Genomic DNA, 16,568 nt, shown 5'->3' with positions numbered 1-16,568 from the left:
TCGATTTAACAAATTTTTATCTATCTTTGACCTCTTTACAAAACTAAATGAGGCCCTACCTCCTATTGCGTATCACCAAAAATTGACAATCTATGAGCAAACTGCTGCATATGAAACTGATGGCATTGCTATTCTGTATCGCGAGTTTCAGTGCCATAGCCCAGAACCCTAAGCATTTTAAATTCGGAAAAATTTCTGCAAGTGATTTCGATGTCCGGTCCCCGGTCATTGATACCGGTACGACAGCAGTTATCCTGGCTGATATCGGAGAATCAAAAATTGAGGGGAATAATAATGGCTTTTTCTCCCTGGTCTATACCCATACCCGCCGTATTAAAATCCTGAATAAGAACGGATTTGATGCTGCCGATGTATCCATTGTACTCTATAATTCACCTACCTCAGAAGAGAAACTGACCACCTGCAAGGCCTATACCTATAATCTGGAAAATGGTAAAGTGGAAGAGACCAAACTGGATAATTCCAATATTTTTAAGGAAAAGGTCAACCGGAACTATATGCTCCGGAAATTCACTTTTCCCAATGTGAAGGAAGGTTCTATTATAGAATATACCTATACCGTCAATTCCGAATTCCTGACCCACCTGCGCCCCTGGGAATTTCAGGGTGCGTCCTGGCCCAGGATCTATAGCAGGTATACGGTAAATATTCCCCAGTTTTTTGATTATGTATTCCTGTCCCAGGGCTATGTCAAAACCGAAATGGAAAAAGACGCTACCTATAAAAGCTATTCTGTTTCTACCAGCCAGGGGGCGGGTGCAACAGAACACTATTCCCTTTCCGGTAATGAGAATGAAGTCACCTGGACGGCGTTGAACGTCCCGGCGCTAAAAGAAGAACCCTTTACCTCATCGATTGAAAACCACCTGACCAAAATTGATTTCCAGTTGAAATCAATTCAGTTCCCGAATATGCCGGCAGAACAGTACATGGGCACCTGGGCCAAGGCTGCCGAGGAATTATTGAAACGGGAAGACTTTGGTATGGAAATCACCCGACCGAATAATTGGCTGAATGATGAAGTGGAAACGATTGTCGGAACGGCAGCCACCTCCCTGGAAAAAGCCAGGTTGCTCTATGCCTATGTTCGGGATCATTTTACAGCAACTACGGAATCCGGTATCTTCATCAACGACAATACCCGGCTCAAGGATGTTTTCCGCAAGAAAAGCGGTAATATAGCAGAAATCAATCTCCTGTTAATAGCCATGCTCCGCACAGCGGGCCTTCCGGCGGATCCGGTATTGATCAGCACCCGTAGCCATGGATGGGCGAACCCCTATTACCCGCTGATCACGAAATTCAATTACCTGTTATGCCAGACCAATATCGATGGACAGAACCAACTCCTGGATGCCACCGGCAGTAAAATGGGCTTCGGGCGACTGTCACCGCAGTGTTATAACGGGACGGCATTTCTGGTCCGACCCAATCCGGCCAACTTCGACCTGGCACCCGACTCCCTGCGGGAAGCCAAAAGTACCCTGATCTTTCTGATTAATGACCCTGAAGGCGGCATGAAAGGTTCCTTTACCAGCACACCGGGTTATTATGAATCTACCCAATTACGCAAAAGACTGGTGAAAGAAAACATCAAAGACCTGGTGAAGGAGTCGATTAAGACCTATTCTTTCCCGCTGACGACCTACCAGGAACATGTTGACTCGCTGGATAAATATGATTATCCCGTGGCATTGAAATATAACCTGCATTTTGATACTGATGACCAGGACATGATTTATCTCAATCCCATGTTTTCCGAGGGAACGACCAAGAATCCGTTTACATCAGCCGAACGAAACTATCCGGTGGAAATGCCGTATAAGTTATCGGAAACCTATGTACTTTCCATGGATATACCGTCCGGCTATAAAGTAGAGGAACATCCCAAATCAGCAAGGGTGAACCTCAATAATGGTGAAGGCAGCTTCGAATACTATATCGATGTGAAGGAAAACAAGATTCTGTTAACCAGTCGCATCAATATTAAAAAAACCCAGTTCAGTTCGGAAGATTATCAGACGCTCAGGGATTTCTTCGGTTATATCACCAAGAAACACAGCGAGGTCGTCGTGCTCAAAAAAATATAATTGCTGGCAAGTTTTGATACCGGCCTGTAGGTCCCCTATCACGAAAACTTAATGATGCGAAAATGAAAAACTATTTCCTCCTGCTGCTGTCCATGCTGTTATCTGTAGGCATGCAGGCCCAATATGAGGTCAGCAGTATTCCGGAAAACCTGCTGAAAAATGCCAATATGGTCATCCGGGCCGATGAGATCCGGATCGATATCAAAAGTCCCGGCAAGGCGGTCTGCACCAGAAAATTCGTTTATACCCTGCTGAATGAAGCCGCAGCACCCTATGCAGTCATTTACCATCCCTATAATAAATTCCTGGACCTGAAAACCATTTCGGGTACGCTTTATAATGCGGCCGGCAAAAAAATCAAGGATGTCAAAAAAAAGGATATCAGTGATGAAACCGGAAACAATTCCGGGCTGATCGAAGATACCCGCTACAAGATCCACAGCTTCTATCATAGGGTCTATCCCTATACCATCGAGTATACAACCGAAGTGGTTCTCAATGGCCTGCTGGGCATTCCGGACTGGGAACCTGTTCCGGCACCTGAAGTGGCCGTCGAACATTCCAGTTTTCAGGTGACCACACCTAAGAATTATACCCTGCGCTATAAACAGTTTCGCTATAAAGGCAGCCCTGAAATTAAAACGGAGAAGTCGGGGATTACTTACAACTGGAAAGCCCAGGCTATTGCAGCCGCGCCGGACGAAGCTTATATGCCCGCCTGGGAAGATATCAGTACCCGGGTGCTGGTCGCTCCTTCCGCTTTTGAATTCGGCGGTTACAAAGGTGATATGAGCAGCTGGCAAAATTTTGGTAATGCCATGATGGCCCTTTACCGCGACCGGGACCAGTTACCGGCATCTGTCAGTAGCAAAGTGCATCAGCTGACCGACGGCCTGACCGATCCCAGACAAAAGATCAATACCCTGTATCAGTACCTCCAGAACAATACCCATTACATCAGTATTCAGCTGGGAATCGGAGGCTGGCAACCCCTGGATGCTACCTATGTGGCGGAGAATAAATACGGCGACTGCAAAGCCCTGTCCAATTTTATGGTAGCCCTGCTCAAGGAAGCGGGCATCAAAGCCTATAATGTCCTGATCTATGCCGGAGCCAATGAGTCCAATATCATTACGGATTTCCCGTCCAACCAGTTCAACCATGTAGTGGTCTGTGTGCCTTTAAGCAAAGATTCACTCTGGCTGGAATGCACCAGCCAGACCCTGTCACCGGGTTATTTGGGCAGCTTCACGGGCAACCGCAATGCTTTGTTGCTTGATGATAAAAACAGCCGGCTGGTCCATACGCCGGAATACTCCAAACTACAAAATCGGCAGGATCGGATGATCGAAGCCAACCTCAATGAAAGCGGCGGGCTTCAGGCAAAGGTAGTGACCCTGAGTTCCGGCCTGCAACAGGATGACCTGCACCATGTCATCCACAACCAGTCTCCGGAAGAACAGCAAAAAAGACTCCGCAATCTTTTTAACCTGACCGACTACGACGTGCCTGCATTTCAATATCATGAAAACAGGTCTGCACTCGTACCGACCATAAGTGAACGCCTGGATCTCGTATCAAATCATTATGCCAGTGTCAGCGGCAAAAGAATTTTCGTACGGCCCAATATCCTGGCTACCTATACCTCCAAACTATCCGCCGACGATAAGCGGGTACATGATATTTATTACAGTTATGCTTTCGAGGATAATGATACCGTCCATTTGCAGCTGCCTGCGGGTTACCGGATAGAATCCCTGCCCAAACCTGTCACGCTGACCAATAAGTTCGGGAAATACCGCATCCGGTATGAGGTCAGGGACAGCACCATCCAACTCATCAGGAATTATGAGCGGAATAAGGGTCGTTTCCCGGCCAGTGACTATGCGGACTATGTGGATTTCAATAATACCATTTATAAAGCTGACCGGGCAAAAATGGTCTTTGTAAAGCAGGAAGATCCGCCCCCCGCCGGCTGATGATCCCTCCAGGAAGGCCTTTTATCAAGGGAATGACAACTTATTTCAGGAATGGACGCCGTTGCCATCGTCAGGGCTGGCCTGATGTTTGTGCTTTTTTGAAGTAATATTCAAAAAACGACACTATGAAAAAAATTATTTTCTGCCTGCTGGCAGCAGGCTTGATTTCAGCCCAATGTACCAAGTCTGAAGGCGTATCCGATTGTCAGCGAACGGTGGTTACGCCAGCCGATGCAGTAACCGGTCCGACCAGCACCAACCTGGGCCAGGAAACAGAAATCAAAGTCCGTTTTACGGTTTCCAACGGATGTGGGAATTTTGGAGAATTTGAGGAAACCGCGGAAGGACAGACCCATCAGATCAGCATACTTGCCGATTATGCCGGTTGTAACTGTACGACGGCACTGAAAGAAATAGAAGCGGTATATCTTTTTAAACCCGTCACTGCCGGCGAACACCAGCTGATTTTCAAAAATAAGGAAGGACAGAATATCGTTCACACCATTCAGGTAATCCCTGTGGCTGAAGCCTTCTGAACTGTGCACTGTTCCCTGTATCAGTCGGGTTCCGATTGCGGGTAAGCATCTCCTTTATGACAGGTATAACAACTGACCTTGGTCAGGTAGGCGGGATGAATGCCAGGATTAAAATTGAAATATTTCTGATTGATACCCATGGTTAGTCGGATCATACGGCGGCCTTCTTCTTTTACCGGATTGTCCTCAGCAGCAAAATTGATCAGCGTATCGCCATTTTTGACTTCATAGGCATGGCAGAAATCACAGCTAACCCCCAACCCCTGATTGTAGGTCTGCATCAGGCTGTCCAGCCTTTCATCCGATATATCCTGAGGCAAAACTTTAAGGTTCCTTTTCTGCATGCTGTCTGCCTGCACAAAGCCCGCAAGCACCAGACAGCTGATACCGGCCATCGTCAGCCATATTTTATTCCTAAGCATGCAGCAATGTACAAAAAAACAGGCAGCCGTTTGATCCGTAAGCAATCGCAGGCTGCAAAAACCTGGCTTGCATTACAATCAATTACCACCAGTTTTTAGGCCATTTCCCTAAGTCCTGACAGTTTTATGACAAATTTCTGTCATTTATCAGACACCCGGGCGCGACCGCAGGATCAGGATCCCGCTTAAATAAACTACCTTTGCACGCGATTTACAGTATCAAAATGTCAGAACTTGCAACAGCCGCATTGACGGCAAAAGATTTCGCGACAGACCAGGAAGTACGCTGGTGTCCGGGTTGTGGAGATTACTCCATCCTGGCCCAGGTGCAACGGATCATGCCGGGACTGGGGATTCCCAGGGAAAATATTGTTTTTATTTCAGGGATCGGCTGCAGTAGCCGCTTCCCCTATTATATGAATACCTATGGTATGCATTCGATCCATGGTAGAGCTACGGCGATCGCCAGCGGACTGAAGGCTTCGCGGCCCGAACTCAGTGTCTGGATCGTCAGTGGTGACGGGGACGGTCTGAGTATCGGCGGCAATCATACCATTCATATGCTGCGCCGGAACCTGGATGTCAACCTACTGCTGTTCAATAACCAGATTTACGGATTGACCAAGGGACAGTATTCGCCCACTTCCGAACAGGATAAAGTCACTAAATCCACGCCTTTCGGCAGCATTGATCATCCATTTAATCCGGCGGCACTGGCTTTGGGCGCCGATGGCAGTTTTATTGCCCGGAGTATGGACCGGGACCCCAAGCACCTGCAGGCCATGTTGTTAAGAGCCCAGGATCATAAAGGCAGCTCCTTTCTTGAGATTTATCAGAACTGTAATATCTTCAATGACGGCGCTTTCAGCAGTTTTACAGAAAAAGGCACGAAAGCAGAACAAACTATTTTCCTGGAGCAGGGTAAGCCGCTGGTCTTCGGTGCCGCACAGGAAAAAGGTATCCGGCTGGACGGTTTTAAACCCCAGGTTGTCACGCTGGGTGAAGAATACAGCGCCGATGATCTCTGGATTCATGATGAGCAGGATATGTACAAAGCCCAGATACTGGTGCGGATCTTCGATGATCCCGCGCTGGCCCAGCACCTGCCGCGTCCTTTCGGTGTTTTCTATGAGCACGACCGCCCCTGCTATGAAGAGGTGATGGCGCTGCAACTGGAAGACGCCATCGCCCGTAAAGCGCCTGATCTGAACGCCCTACTGCGGGGCAGGGAAACCTGGACGGTGGCCTGACCCGCTGCGAATGGTTAAAGAAAACCGATGTAGCCTTAAAGGAATAGCGGGGTTCTGAAAGTTTAACTATCTTTAACCCATGCTTTTACAGATCCACCCGAAAGACCCGCAGGAGCGGCTGATCAAACAGGTGGCCACCGCATTGCGCAACGGAGCGATCATCGTTTACCCCACTGATACTATTTACGGCTTGGGTTGTGATATTTATCAAACCAAAGCCATCGCCCAAATCGCCAGGATTAAACAGATAGACCCCAAGAAAGCACAATTCTCCTTTGTCTGTGCCGATCTCAGTCATTTAAGCGATTTTGCCCGGCAATTATCCAATCCTACCTATCGGTTATTAAAGGAATACCTGCCCGGACCCTATACATTTATACTCGAGGCCAGTAAGCAGGTGCCTAAAATACTACAAAGTAAAAAAGATACCATCGGCCTCAGGATACCGGATAATAAAATTGCCCTGGAGCTGGTGCGGGAACTGGGACATCCGATTCTGAGTAGTTCCTTACCCGGAGAGTTTATCGAAGATTATACGGACCCGGAAATCATTCATGAGAAATATGAAAACCTGGTGGACATAGTAGTAGACGGCGGTATCGGGGGAAGCGTCCCCTCCACGGTAATTAACTGCGTTCATGATGAATTTGAGCTGGTACGTCAGGGGGCCGGCCCCTGGGAATAATAGGTGGTCGACGGCTCACCATTATTGGGTATTTTAAAAAATCATTGTTTTCGGGATTGTTTTTAGTGCGAACTGGCTGTTTCTTTGTACCAAAATATTGCAAATCAAACTTCAAAAACTTCAATATGAAAAATAAACTTCAAGGCAACGCCTGGATGGCAGCCACCGTCCTGCTGGCATTGATTGGTTTGTCCGCCTGTACCAATCCCCGATACATTCATTCTCCTGCTGTGCAGAATGCCGCATTCTTTCAGCAGCAGGGCGATTTTAAATTCAGCGTGGCTGCGGCTGGCAACCCCGGAAAAATCTTCTCCAATTTGGACGCACTGGATGAGGAAGACGATGATGACAACCTGGACCATTCCTATGGCTTTGACGGCCAGGCGGCCGTAGCAGTAACCGACCATTTCTTCATCGCAGCCGGTGGTTATTACCGCAATGAAAAAGACCGGTACCACGATGATGACCTGCCAGGCTTTGAAGGGCCTTCCAAAGTGAACTATGAACGTTCCATGTTCGATATCCATGCCGGTTTCTATACCCCAATGGGCAATAGCCGGAAAGCCTATTTTAACGGTTCCCTGGGCGTGGGATTCGGATCCATGCGCTCCACAGATAATGGCGATCCGGTAGAAGCAGCGCGTGCACGGACCTATAAAGCACAAACAATGAAGTACTCGCTGACGCCCGCTTTTAATTTCTTTTTTAATGATTACCTCCGCATGGCCGTATCACCCCGTTTCTCACTGCTGAAACTCCACGATATCCAGACCAATTATAGTCCCGAAGAGGAAACGGCACTGGGTTACGGGAATGCCCGTTCCAAAACATTTGCCCTGCTGGAACCCGCGGTCCTCTTACAGGCCGGGTTTAAAAACAATGACTGGCTGAAACTGGACATGGGCTTTAATTTTTCCAGTAATCCCTTTACCAGTGACGGGGCCGAATCCGACGGCGTAGATGTGGATACCTATAATGTAAAATCCAGAAATTTTCTATTATCGCTGGGCCTTTCCTTCTATCCCGGGAGAAAAAAATAGTCTTTTTTAAAATTTCGGACGGCTCCTTTACCCTTTGTTACAGCAATCAGGGCAATAAAAGTTTTGAAAAAGCGAGTGAGTCTCCATTAAATACATTAAAGTCCACCGGGCCATTAATGCCGTTGACCCGACCCCGGTCATTGTGTTGCCAGAACTGCCATTCCCTTTTGATCCGGGGTTGTTTGCGCTCATAGTAATGGGCCACCCAGAGCGGATAATCTTCAAAATCCGCTCCCATGTATTTTTTGTAAAAATCGGCGTTGGTATAAATAATGGGTTTGACCTGATAATGTGTCTCGACCAGGTTGAGCCATATTCTGAGACCAGCCCGGTAGGCTTCGACGGACTGTTGTCCGGCGTGCTCCGCGTCAAGCACGGGTGGCAGATCACCCTGCTCCAGTTTTACCCTGGAAATAAAATAACGGGCCTGCCGGGCCGCATCGGCCTGGGGCAGAAAAAAATGATACGCCCCTCTGGCGATTTTCTGATTTCGGGCATTTTTCCAGTTCCGTTTAAAATATTTGTCGGTCAGCCGGGTTCCTTCTGTGGCTTTGATAAAGGCAAAACGGATCCGCACGCCTTCAATTTCCATTTCACGAACCCCCTGCCAGCTGATTTTCTGCTGATAACGTGATACATCGATCCCATGCCAGTGATAATCTACCGGCAGGTCGATATTAAAAGCTGCATAATGTGCAAATCGGACCTGACGGGCGTGCTGCCAGCGGAGAATAAAGAGTACCAGTGCCAAAATCAGCCCCGCAGCCACCAGCAGTTTTACATTGTTATAATTCCGTTTTTTCTTTTTTCCCGCCATAGTTCCGGATGATAGTCCGCAACAAATTTAGGAAAGGAGTCCCCGAACTAAATGCTAAAAATCGAATGCCGTATGGTTTAGCGGGATGTCGGCTATTTGTTGTAGTAAGAGCGAAAAGTGCTTTTGCGGCTTTCAATGCCGTGCAGTTCCTGTTCGACGGCAGTCGGCATCGTAATATGTACCGAACCAGCCAGACCTTCGTAATCCCGGGCAGAGCTGTAGAGATAGTCGGTCGCATGCTGAACGATCCGGTCCTTAACCGGCAGGGTATGTATCATATCCAGGTGTTCGGCCATTGTTTCAGGACGATTGATATCCAATTGTACCACAGAAAGGGCGGGTTTCCAGCATTTGGGTTTGGGTACCGTGAATAAGGAACTGCTTTTCATAAAATGACGCAACAACCAGTCCCTGCGCTCACCAGGCTCATTATTGATGGCATCAATAATTTTTGCACAGGTGAACTGCTTGAACTCAGTTCTTAACGCGGAAAGCGGAAGGTCTATTCTTTGAGCCTGACAAATAAGATACAAGCGGTTGGTCAGTAAAGTCCATCCATACACCACCAAACCTTTACTGTCAATAAAATGGTTTAAACTATGTACGATGATCTGCTTGTACATAGGTTTTGTAAAAATATCTACAGAATCCACCGTTTCAAGCGTCAGACAATAAGATCTGTTATCGTGTAAAGAAATCATTGCTGCTGCATTTTATCTTTTGCCAGCAAATCCTGTTCCAAGTTTTTTGAAAGCAGGTCCTACCACAAAAAACATTACTGATAGTCAATAATTTGCAAGACAGACACTCCCCTTTATTGGGGAGACAGCGTCATTGCCCTTTGAAAACCGGTTTTCTTTTCTCTAAAAAAGCTGCGATGCCTTCCAGGGCATCATCCCCTTGCAGCAATTCGCCGAACAGCCTGGCTTCCAGGGCATAGCCGTCTTCCTGGCCCGGGGTAACGGCCTGAATGCAGGCAGCGACCGCCCCGGGCGCCTTGCTATTGACCAGGGCCAGAATGGACCGGGCTTTCAGGAGTAATTCCTGCTGGGGTACCACATGATTGACCAGTCCGTAGTTAAACGCCGTGACGGCATCGATCATATTGCCGGTAGCCAGGAGTTCCAGTGCCCTTCCCTTCCCGATGAGTTCCACCAGTCGTTGGGTACCTCCGTATCCAGGCAGCAGTCCGAGGTTCACTTCCGGTTGGCCGAAACGGGCTGATTCCGCTGCCAGGCGGAAATGGCAGGCCATGGCCAGCTCACAGCCTCCGCCCAGGGCAAAGCCATTAACGGCAGCCAGGATAATTTTCGGACTCCGGGCTATTTTGTCAAATACCTGCTGACCCCGGCGGGAAAGCGCCTCCGCCTGAGCGGCATCCAGCCCGCTGAATTCTGAAATATCGGCACCGGCAACAAAAGCTTTTTCGCCTTTGCCGGTAAGGATCGCTGAGCGAATTTCAGGATCCTCAAGCAGCTGGTCCAGACAAATCTCCAGTTCATCAAAAACTGTCCGGTTCAGCGCATTGAGTTTCTCCGGCCGGTTGATGGTGATGATGGCCGTTTTTTCTACTGTCTCGTACAGGAGGGTCTTATACATAGTGATATGCTGTTTTTCTAAAGAAATTCTTTGATTTGAAAAGCTGCGTCCCGTTGTTTGTCAGAAAAATTAAAGTTACGCATCACTAAGCTATGTATTTTTGAGGTACAGATGAAGTTTATCGATTTTATCACTTATGCCGGTATCCTGGTTTTTGCGCTGGCAGGCGCCTTTAAAGCCCGGGGTGCCCGGCTGGATGTTTTCGGTGGCCTGGTAGTGGCCTTCGTATCCGCCTATGGCGGCGGAACGATCCGCGACCTGCTGCTGGGGATCCGACCGGTCAATTGGCTGAATGATATGCCAGCCCTGTTACTTGTGTTCTGTGGTACCGGTTTCACTTTCCTGGTGAAAGATAAAGTCAATAATTTCCGGCGCACCATTTTCTTCACTGATGCCGTCGGCCTGGCCCTGTTCACTGCTGCGGGGATCGAAGTTTCCCTGCGCATGGGCATCAACAACACCTATGCCCTGGTAATGGGCGTCATAACCGCCACTTTTGGCGGATTGATTGCCGATATATTCTGCGGATACCCACCGGTACTGCTACGCCGGGGCGAGCTCTATGCCACCACCTGCGCCATCGGCGGGCTTGCTTATATTACCCTGAAAGAAATCGGCTATACCAGCAAAGACCTGAATATTACGGTCTGTATTTTTCTGATCGTTATCCTGCGCATTTACTCGAAACGTAAAAAGCTGATGCTGCCCGAGCTCTGAAGTTTGTTTTTTTGATCCGGTCCCTTTAAAATCGGCAGGTAAGCCTATATTTACAGCCTGAAGAATGCAGATCCCGGGATCTACTTATTGCCTGAAAATATTTCGCCCCAGTATGGGCCTCTGTGTTCACTATTACAAAAAAGTTCAATATTATGTCTGAACCGCTCCAACATATATCCGCCGGCGCCCGTTTCCGGGAAGCGATGCTTCAGGAAGACCCATTGCAAATCGTAGGCGCCATTAATGCCAATCACGCCCTGCTGGCGCAACAGGCTGGATTTAAGGCCATTTATCTCTCAGGAGGAGGCGTTGCCGCTGGTTCGCTGGGAATCCCGGATCTGGGCATTACGACCCTGGACGATGTACTGACCGATATCCAACGCATTACCAATGTCTGTGAACTGCCCCTGCTGGTGGATGTAGACACCGGCTTCGGGCCCTCTGCCTTTAATGTCGCCCGCACCGTAAAATCTTTGATCAGGGCGGGAGCAGCTGCTCTGCATATTGAGGACCAGGTGGGTGCCAAACGTTGTGGTCACCGGCCCGGTAAAGAACTGGTCAGCAGGGAGGAAATGTGTGACCGCATCAAAGCGGCAGCCGATGCCCGCACCGACGAATCCTTTGTAATTGGGGCTCGTACGGATGCTTTTGCCAGTGAATCAGAAACCCAGACCCTGGAAAGGGCCGTTGCCTATAAGGAAGCAGGCGCCGATTTTATCTTCGCCGAAGCGGTGCCCGAACTGGGTCTTTACCGGCATTTTGTGGAAGCAACCGGCATCCCGGTACTCGCCAATATTACCGAATTCGGCATGATCCCCCTGTATACCGTAGAAGAACTGAAAGCCGCCGGTGTGGGGCTGATTCTGTATCCGCTTTCGGCCTTTCGTGCCGCCAATAAGGCGGCGCAGCGTGTATATGAACATATTCGCCAGGATGGAACGCAGGCGGCGATGCTGGCGGAAATGCAGACCCGTGAGGAACTGTACCAAAGTATAGGTTACCATGCCTATGAACAGAAATTAGATGACCTCTTTAAAAAAAATAAAAATGGCGGGAACTAAAGCAACACCATTCAAGCCCAAAAAAAGTGTGGCTCTTTCCGGCGTAGCCGCTGGAAATACCGCGCTTTGCACAGTGGGTAAAAGCGGCAATGACCTGCATTACCGGGGCTATGATATTCTTGACCTGGCAGAGAAGGCCAGTTTTGAGGAAGTCGCCCACCTGATCATCCATGGCGAACTGCCATCCGCAGCACGGCTCCGGGCTTATCGTCAGAAACTCATTGGATTGCGGGGCCTGCCCCAGGCCCTGAAATCTGTCCTGCAACTCCTGCCGGCGGCCTCCCATCCCATGGACGTCATGCGCACCGCCAGTTCAGTACTGGGCAGCCTGCTACCTGAAAAAGAAGATCACAACAGCGCCGGTGCCAGAGATATCGCCGATAAATTACTGGCCTGTTCCGCCTCCGCCCTGTTGTATTGGTACCATTTTGCCCACCACGGCCGGGAGATCGAAGTAGCAACAGCCGATGAAACTACAGGCGGCCATTTCCTGCATTTATTGCATGGCAAACCCCCTTCCGAAACCTGGGTAAAAGCGATGCAGGTATCGCTGAACCTCTATGCGGAACATGAATTTAATGCTTCTACTTTTACCGGGAGGGTCATTGCCGGCACCGGCTCGGATATCTATAGTGCCGTAACCGGTGCGATCGGAGCACTCAGGGGTCCCAAACACGGAGGTGCCAATGAAGTCGCTTTCGAGATCCAGTCCCGTTATGCCGACGCCGATCTGGCCGAGCAGGATATTCTGGAAAGGCTGGCCCGCAAAGAAGTAATCATTGGTTTTGGTCACCCGGTCTATACGATTTCCGATCCACGGAACATTGTCATTAAAAAAATAGCCCGTGAACTTTCCGAAGAAGCTGATGATCTCCGGCTGTACCGTATCGCCGAAAGGCTGGAAACCGTTATGTGGCGGGAGAAAAAAATGTTTCCCAATCTGGATTGGTTTTCGGCGGTCTCCTATCACCTGATGGGCGTACCTACACTGATGTTTACCCCCCTGTTTGTACTGGCCCGGATCACCGGATGGACCGCGCATATTATGGAGCAAAGACAGGATGGCAAAATCATCCGGCCCAGTGCCCAGTATACCGGACCCGAAAACCGCAAATTTATTCCCCTGAACAAACGCAGGTAGGCTGTTTACAGCAACACTTTATTTTATACTGAACTTAAATTTATTCTATCTCATGTCATCAAGGATATCGAACGAAAGACCACAACCTGATCAGGTACTCAGTGATATAGCAGATTATGTGCTGAACTATGAAATTACCAGTGAACTGGCCTGGCAGACGGCCCATTACTGTCTGCTGGATACCCTGGGTTGCGGATTGGAAGCCCTGACTTATCCCGCCTGTACCAAATTGCTGGGACCCATTGTACCCGGCACTATTGTACCGCACGGCGCACGGGTTCCGGGTACACCCCATCGCCTGGATCCGGTCCAGGCTGCTTTCAATATTGGTGTCATGGTCCGCTGGCTGGATTTTAATGATACCTGGCTGGCTGCCGAATGGGGTCATCCTTCCGATAACCTGGGGGGCATTTTGGCTACTGCCGACTGGCTGAGCCGCAACCGACTGGCCGAAAGCAGGTCGCCGCTAAAAATGAAGCAGGTGCTTGAAGCCATGATCATGGCCCATGAAATCCAGGGCGTGATGGCACTTGAAAACGCTTTCAATAAAGTAGGACTGGATCATGTGATGCTCGTAAAACTGGCAACCACCGCGGTGGTAGGCAAGCTCCTCGGTCTTGATCGCGATGAACTGATTAATGCCATATCACTGGTATTTGTGGATGGCCAGTCACTACGTACCTACCGGCATGCCCCCAATACAGGCAGTCGTAAATCCTGGGCTGCAGGTGATGCCAGCTCCCGCGGGGTGCGACTGGCACTGATTGCCCAGACCGGGGAAATGGGCTATCCCTCGGTGCTGACCGCCAAAACCTGGGGCTTTTACGATGTCTCCTTTAAAGGGCAGCCATTTAAGTTCCAGCGCTCCTATGGAAGTTATGTCATGGAAAATATCCTGTTCAAAATATCATTTCCAGCGGAGTTTCATTCGCAGACTGCCGTCGAAGCAGCCATGAGTCTGCACCGCCAACTGGCAGAGAGCGGGCGGACTGCGGCAGATATCAGCCGGATCACCATCCGGACCCATGAAGCAGCCATCCGCATCATCGATAAAAAGGGTCCCCTGAACAATCCGGCAGACCGGGACCACTGTATCCAGTATATGGTTGCCATACCCCTGCTATTCGGAAGGCTGACGGCGGCGGATTATGAGGATGCTGTGGCGGCCGATCCCCGAATTGATGTCCTCAGGGAAAAGATTGACTGTGTGGAAGATCCGGCATTTACCCGGGACTATCACGATCCCGAAAAAAGATCGATTGCCAATGGACTCACCGTTGAATTCCAGGACGGCAGCCGGTTAGAGGAGGTGGTGGTGGAATATCCCATTGGTCATAAACGCCGCCGTGAAGAAGGCATTCCTCAGTTGATCGAAAAATACAAGATCAACCTGGCCCGGATATTTGCGCAGAAGCAACAACGACTGATCCTGGAACAGTCGCTGGATTTACAGCAGCTCGAATCCCTCACAGTGGATGAATTTATGGACCTGCTGAGTCTCTGATCGACTCAGACTGTTTTTTTATAGTCGGTAATGGCAATAATCCGGTCACTCCCTTCGTATTCCTGGGCATCATTGCTGCTAATAACAACCAGCCGATCCAGGCAGTACCTGCGGAGCAGTTCCTGGTACAGCCGGATACCGGCATCGTCCAGATTGCTGCAAGGCTCATCCAGCAGTACCAGGGGTGTCGCTGAAAATATGCATTGCGCCAGTTTGGCTCTTTGTTTCATACCACTGCTGTAATCGGCGATTTTCTTGTCTCCGGCCTGATCCAACTGTACAATTTCAATAATTTCTTTGATGGAAAATCCGGGCAGCAGGGGTTTAAATTGCTGGTGAAATGTCAAAAGTTCGGTAAGGCTGAACTCTTCAATAAGCTCCAGATAAGGCGCACAGAGGGCGATCTGGCGATGTATTTGTTCCCTGGCAATGAGCCCATGATCGGCATTCAGCCATTCCACAGTTCCTTCATTGTTGCTGATGGCCCCGCTCAGCAACTGAAGCAGGGTGCTTTTACCACTTCCATTTGGACCGGTCACGGCATAACGGCCTGGCGTATCGAATTCAAAGGAAAATCCCCGGAATATCCATTCGCGGTTATAGCGTTTGCCTGCATTAAGCAATCGGATCTTCATCGCCGTTGGCTTTGGAGTAGCGTTTGATAATGCCGCGGGTACTTTCATGGATAAAAGTCAGAATCTCGTCCCTTTCTTCGGTTACGGCGAATTCTTCTTCGATATATTGTATGGCCTGGGTCACATTGAGGCCCTTATTGTAAAGCACCCGGTAAATATCCAGTATATGGTTGATCTTCTCGATACTATAACCTCTTCTTTTCAATCCTACAGAATTCACGCCGGCATAACTTAATGGCTGGCGGGCGGCTTTAATAAAGGGTGGCACATCCTTACTGACCAGGGATCCGCCACTGATAAAAGAATGAGCACCGATTTTTACAAACTGGTGTACCGCCACCACACCGCCAAATCCAACATGATCTCCCAGAACCACATGGCCGGCTATCTGGGTGCTGTTACTTAAGGTACAGTAATTGCCAATGATGCAATCGTGGCCGATATGGCTGTAAGCCAGAATCCAGCAGCCATTGCCTACCGTTGTTTTCCATCGATCACTGGTCCCGCGGTGTATGGTAACAAATTCCCGGATAATACAATCATCACCGATCTCCACCGTGGTTTTTTCACCGGCATATTTCTTATCCTGGGGTTCGGAACCAATAACAGTACCCGGAAATATTTTACAATTTTTGCCAATCGTCGTGCCTTCCTGAATCGTCACATTTGAACCGATCCAGGTACCCTCGCCGATTTTTACATTGGGATGTATGACCGTAAACGGATCGATTTTCACATTCGTTGCCACTTCGGCATCCGGATGTATGTAAGCATTAAAATGTATCATTCAACTATGACGATTTATATTTAGGACTTCTGGACCGGCACTACTGATGCAGTTGCCGTTGCGGCCCATCGGCTGAAGGACTGCATCTTTTAAGAGATATCCTGCCGAAAGCTGCGTTTTTGGCAATTTGCAAATTTAATTATTTGATAATAGTCCGCTTGCTTAAAAGCCGGTCAAAATTAGTCTAATGGCACGGAAAACACAAAAATGCTTCTGCGCCTGTTCCTTCGGCATCCGACAGCTGTCTGTGTCATCGCAGTGTCAGCTTATCGCCAGGGTTACTT

Annotated in this window: 16 protein-coding genes; 10 read left to right on the top strand and 6 right to left on the bottom strand. The window is 49.0% G+C overall.

Features of this window, described 5'->3' with window-relative positions; genetic code table 11:
• The first annotated feature begins 92 nt into the window (after positions 1-92).
• The 3 genes from ACYVI9_RS09330 (at position 93) to ACYVI9_RS09320 (ending at position 4,626) form a co-directional block, all read left to right on the top strand.
• Entirely contained in the window at positions 93-2,111 is a 2,019-nt protein-coding gene (locus ACYVI9_RS09330; RefSeq protein ID WP_460763750.1) for a DUF3857 domain-containing protein, read from the top strand.
• Between the two features lie 62 nt (positions 2,112-2,173).
• Entirely contained in the window at positions 2,174-4,090 is a 1,917-nt protein-coding gene (locus ACYVI9_RS09325) for a DUF3857 domain-containing protein (RefSeq protein WP_460763748.1), read from the top strand.
• Between the two features lie 125 nt (positions 4,091-4,215).
• Positions 4,216-4,626 (top strand): hypothetical protein, encoded by a 411-nt coding sequence (locus tag ACYVI9_RS09320; RefSeq protein ID WP_460763745.1) that lies wholly within the window; start codon positions 4,216-4,218, stop codon positions 4,624-4,626.
• Positions 4,627-4,646: 20 nt separating this feature from the next.
• Here the strand turns inward: ACYVI9_RS09320 and ACYVI9_RS09315 are convergent, their stop codons facing one another.
• Positions 4,647-5,048, bottom strand: coding sequence for a c-type cytochrome (locus tag ACYVI9_RS09315; protein WP_460763743.1), 402 nt, complete (start codon positions 5,046-5,048; stop codon positions 4,647-4,649).
• Between the two features lie 224 nt (positions 5,049-5,272).
• Between ACYVI9_RS09315 and ACYVI9_RS09310 the strand changes: the two genes are divergently transcribed.
• The 3 genes from ACYVI9_RS09310 (at position 5,273) to ACYVI9_RS09300 (ending at position 8,023) form a co-directional block, all read left to right on the top strand.
• Positions 5,273-6,298, top strand: a complete 1,026-nt coding sequence (locus ACYVI9_RS09310) for a 2-oxoacid:ferredoxin oxidoreductase subunit beta (RefSeq protein ID WP_460763740.1) — start codon at positions 5,273-5,275, stop codon at positions 6,296-6,298.
• 79 nt (positions 6,299-6,377) lie between these two features.
• Positions 6,378-6,983, top strand: a complete 606-nt coding sequence (locus ACYVI9_RS09305; protein ID WP_460763738.1) for an L-threonylcarbamoyladenylate synthase — start codon at positions 6,378-6,380, stop codon at positions 6,981-6,983.
• Positions 6,984-7,108: 125 nt separating this feature from the next.
• Positions 7,109-8,023 (top strand): hypothetical protein, encoded by a 915-nt coding sequence (locus tag ACYVI9_RS09300; RefSeq protein ID WP_460763735.1) that lies wholly within the window; start codon positions 7,109-7,111, stop codon positions 8,021-8,023.
• Positions 8,024-8,069: 46 nt separating this feature from the next.
• Here ACYVI9_RS09300 and ACYVI9_RS09295 read toward each other — a convergent pair whose 3' ends face one another.
• The 3 genes from ACYVI9_RS09295 to ACYVI9_RS09285 form a co-directional block, all read right to left on the bottom strand.
• Complete coding sequence (locus tag ACYVI9_RS09295; protein ID WP_460763733.1) at positions 8,070-8,840, bottom strand: glycoside hydrolase family 25 protein; 771 nt, start codon at positions 8,838-8,840, stop codon at positions 8,070-8,072.
• Between the two features lie 92 nt (positions 8,841-8,932).
• Positions 8,933-9,541, bottom strand: a complete 609-nt coding sequence (locus ACYVI9_RS09290) for a hypothetical protein (RefSeq protein ID WP_460763730.1) — start codon at positions 9,539-9,541, stop codon at positions 8,933-8,935.
• Between the two features lie 130 nt (positions 9,542-9,671).
• The gene (locus tag ACYVI9_RS09285) at positions 9,672-10,439 is read right to left on the bottom strand and encodes an enoyl-CoA hydratase-related protein (RefSeq protein WP_460763728.1); all 768 of its coding nucleotides are present in this window, start codon (positions 10,437-10,439) and stop codon (positions 9,672-9,674) included.
• A 111-nt stretch (positions 10,440-10,550) separates the two neighbouring features.
• Here ACYVI9_RS09285 and ACYVI9_RS09280 point away from each other — a divergent pair, with 111 nt between their 5' ends.
• From ACYVI9_RS09280 to ACYVI9_RS09265, 4 genes are all read left to right on the top strand, one after another.
• Positions 10,551-11,156, top strand: coding sequence for a trimeric intracellular cation channel family protein (locus ACYVI9_RS09280; protein WP_460763725.1), 606 nt, complete (start codon positions 10,551-10,553; stop codon positions 11,154-11,156).
• A 152-nt stretch (positions 11,157-11,308) separates the two neighbouring features.
• A complete protein-coding gene (prpB, locus tag ACYVI9_RS09275; protein WP_460763723.1) occupies positions 11,309-12,217 on the top strand; it encodes a methylisocitrate lyase in 909 nt (302 codons plus the stop codon).
• Positions 12,204-13,358: a bifunctional 2-methylcitrate synthase/citrate synthase gene (gene prpC / locus ACYVI9_RS09270; RefSeq protein WP_460763720.1), complete on the top strand. Its 1,155-nt coding sequence runs from the start codon at positions 12,204-12,206 to the stop codon at positions 13,356-13,358. Before prpB ends, prpC begins: the two co-directional genes overlap by 14 nt.
• Before the next feature lie 52 nt (positions 13,359-13,410).
• The gene (locus tag ACYVI9_RS09265) at positions 13,411-14,862 is read left to right on the top strand and encodes a bifunctional 2-methylcitrate dehydratase/aconitate hydratase (RefSeq protein WP_460763718.1); all 1,452 of its coding nucleotides are present in this window, start codon (positions 13,411-13,413) and stop codon (positions 14,860-14,862) included.
• Positions 14,863-14,867: 5 nt separating this feature from the next.
• Here the strand turns inward: ACYVI9_RS09265 and ACYVI9_RS09260 are convergent, their stop codons facing one another.
• Together ACYVI9_RS09260 and lpxA are read right to left on the bottom strand one after the other, a co-directional pair.
• Positions 14,868-15,497, bottom strand: coding sequence for an ABC transporter ATP-binding protein (locus ACYVI9_RS09260; RefSeq protein WP_460763715.1), 630 nt, complete (start codon positions 15,495-15,497; stop codon positions 14,868-14,870).
• Positions 15,478-16,284, bottom strand: coding sequence for an acyl-ACP--UDP-N-acetylglucosamine O-acyltransferase (lpxA, locus tag ACYVI9_RS09255; protein WP_460763712.1), 807 nt, complete (start codon positions 16,282-16,284; stop codon positions 15,478-15,480). Before lpxA ends, ACYVI9_RS09260 begins: the two co-directional genes overlap by 20 nt.
• Between the last annotated feature and the right edge of the window lie 284 nt (positions 16,285-16,568).

Source organism: Niabella terrae (assembly GCF_054783135.1).
Note: the sequence above shows the minus strand (reverse complement) of the source record. Positions and strands in the feature narration are given on the sequence as shown.

Bases quoted from the DNA above. Each gene is read 5' to 3' on its own strand.
- ACYVI9_RS09330 (WP_460763750.1), top strand. From the start codon at position 93: ATGAGCAAACTGCTGCATATGAAACTGATGGCATTGCTATTCTGTATC.
- ACYVI9_RS09325 (WP_460763748.1), top strand. From the start codon at position 2,174: ATGAAAAACTATTTCCTCCTGCTGCTGTCCATGCTGTTATCTGTAGGC.
- ACYVI9_RS09320 (WP_460763745.1), top strand. From the start codon at position 4,216: ATGAAAAAAATTATTTTCTGCCTGCTGGCAGCAGGCTTGATTTCAGCC.
- ACYVI9_RS09315 (WP_460763743.1), bottom strand. From the start codon at position 5,048: ATGCTTAGGAATAAAATATGGCTGACGATGGCCGGTATCAGCTGTCTG.
- ACYVI9_RS09310 (WP_460763740.1), top strand. From the start codon at position 5,273: ATGTCAGAACTTGCAACAGCCGCATTGACGGCAAAAGATTTCGCGACA.
- ACYVI9_RS09305 (WP_460763738.1), top strand. From the start codon at position 6,378: ATGCTTTTACAGATCCACCCGAAAGACCCGCAGGAGCGGCTGATCAAA.
- ACYVI9_RS09300 (WP_460763735.1), top strand. From the start codon at position 7,109: ATGAAAAATAAACTTCAAGGCAACGCCTGGATGGCAGCCACCGTCCTG.
- ACYVI9_RS09295 (WP_460763733.1), bottom strand. From the start codon at position 8,840: ATGGCGGGAAAAAAGAAAAAACGGAATTATAACAATGTAAAACTGCTG.
- ACYVI9_RS09290 (WP_460763730.1), bottom strand. From the start codon at position 9,541: ATGATTTCTTTACACGATAACAGATCTTATTGTCTGACGCTTGAAACG.
- ACYVI9_RS09285 (WP_460763728.1), bottom strand. From the start codon at position 10,439: ATGTATAAGACCCTCCTGTACGAGACAGTAGAAAAAACGGCCATCATC.
- ACYVI9_RS09280 (WP_460763725.1), top strand. From the start codon at position 10,551: ATGAAGTTTATCGATTTTATCACTTATGCCGGTATCCTGGTTTTTGCG.
- prpB (WP_460763723.1), top strand. From the start codon at position 11,309: ATGTCTGAACCGCTCCAACATATATCCGCCGGCGCCCGTTTCCGGGAA.
- prpC (WP_460763720.1), top strand. From the start codon at position 12,204: ATGGCGGGAACTAAAGCAACACCATTCAAGCCCAAAAAAAGTGTGGCT.
- ACYVI9_RS09265 (WP_460763718.1), top strand. From the start codon at position 13,411: ATGTCATCAAGGATATCGAACGAAAGACCACAACCTGATCAGGTACTC.
- ACYVI9_RS09260 (WP_460763715.1), bottom strand. From the start codon at position 15,497: ATGAAGATCCGATTGCTTAATGCAGGCAAACGCTATAACCGCGAATGG.
- lpxA (WP_460763712.1), bottom strand. From the start codon at position 16,284: ATGATACATTTTAATGCTTACATACATCCGGATGCCGAAGTGGCAACG.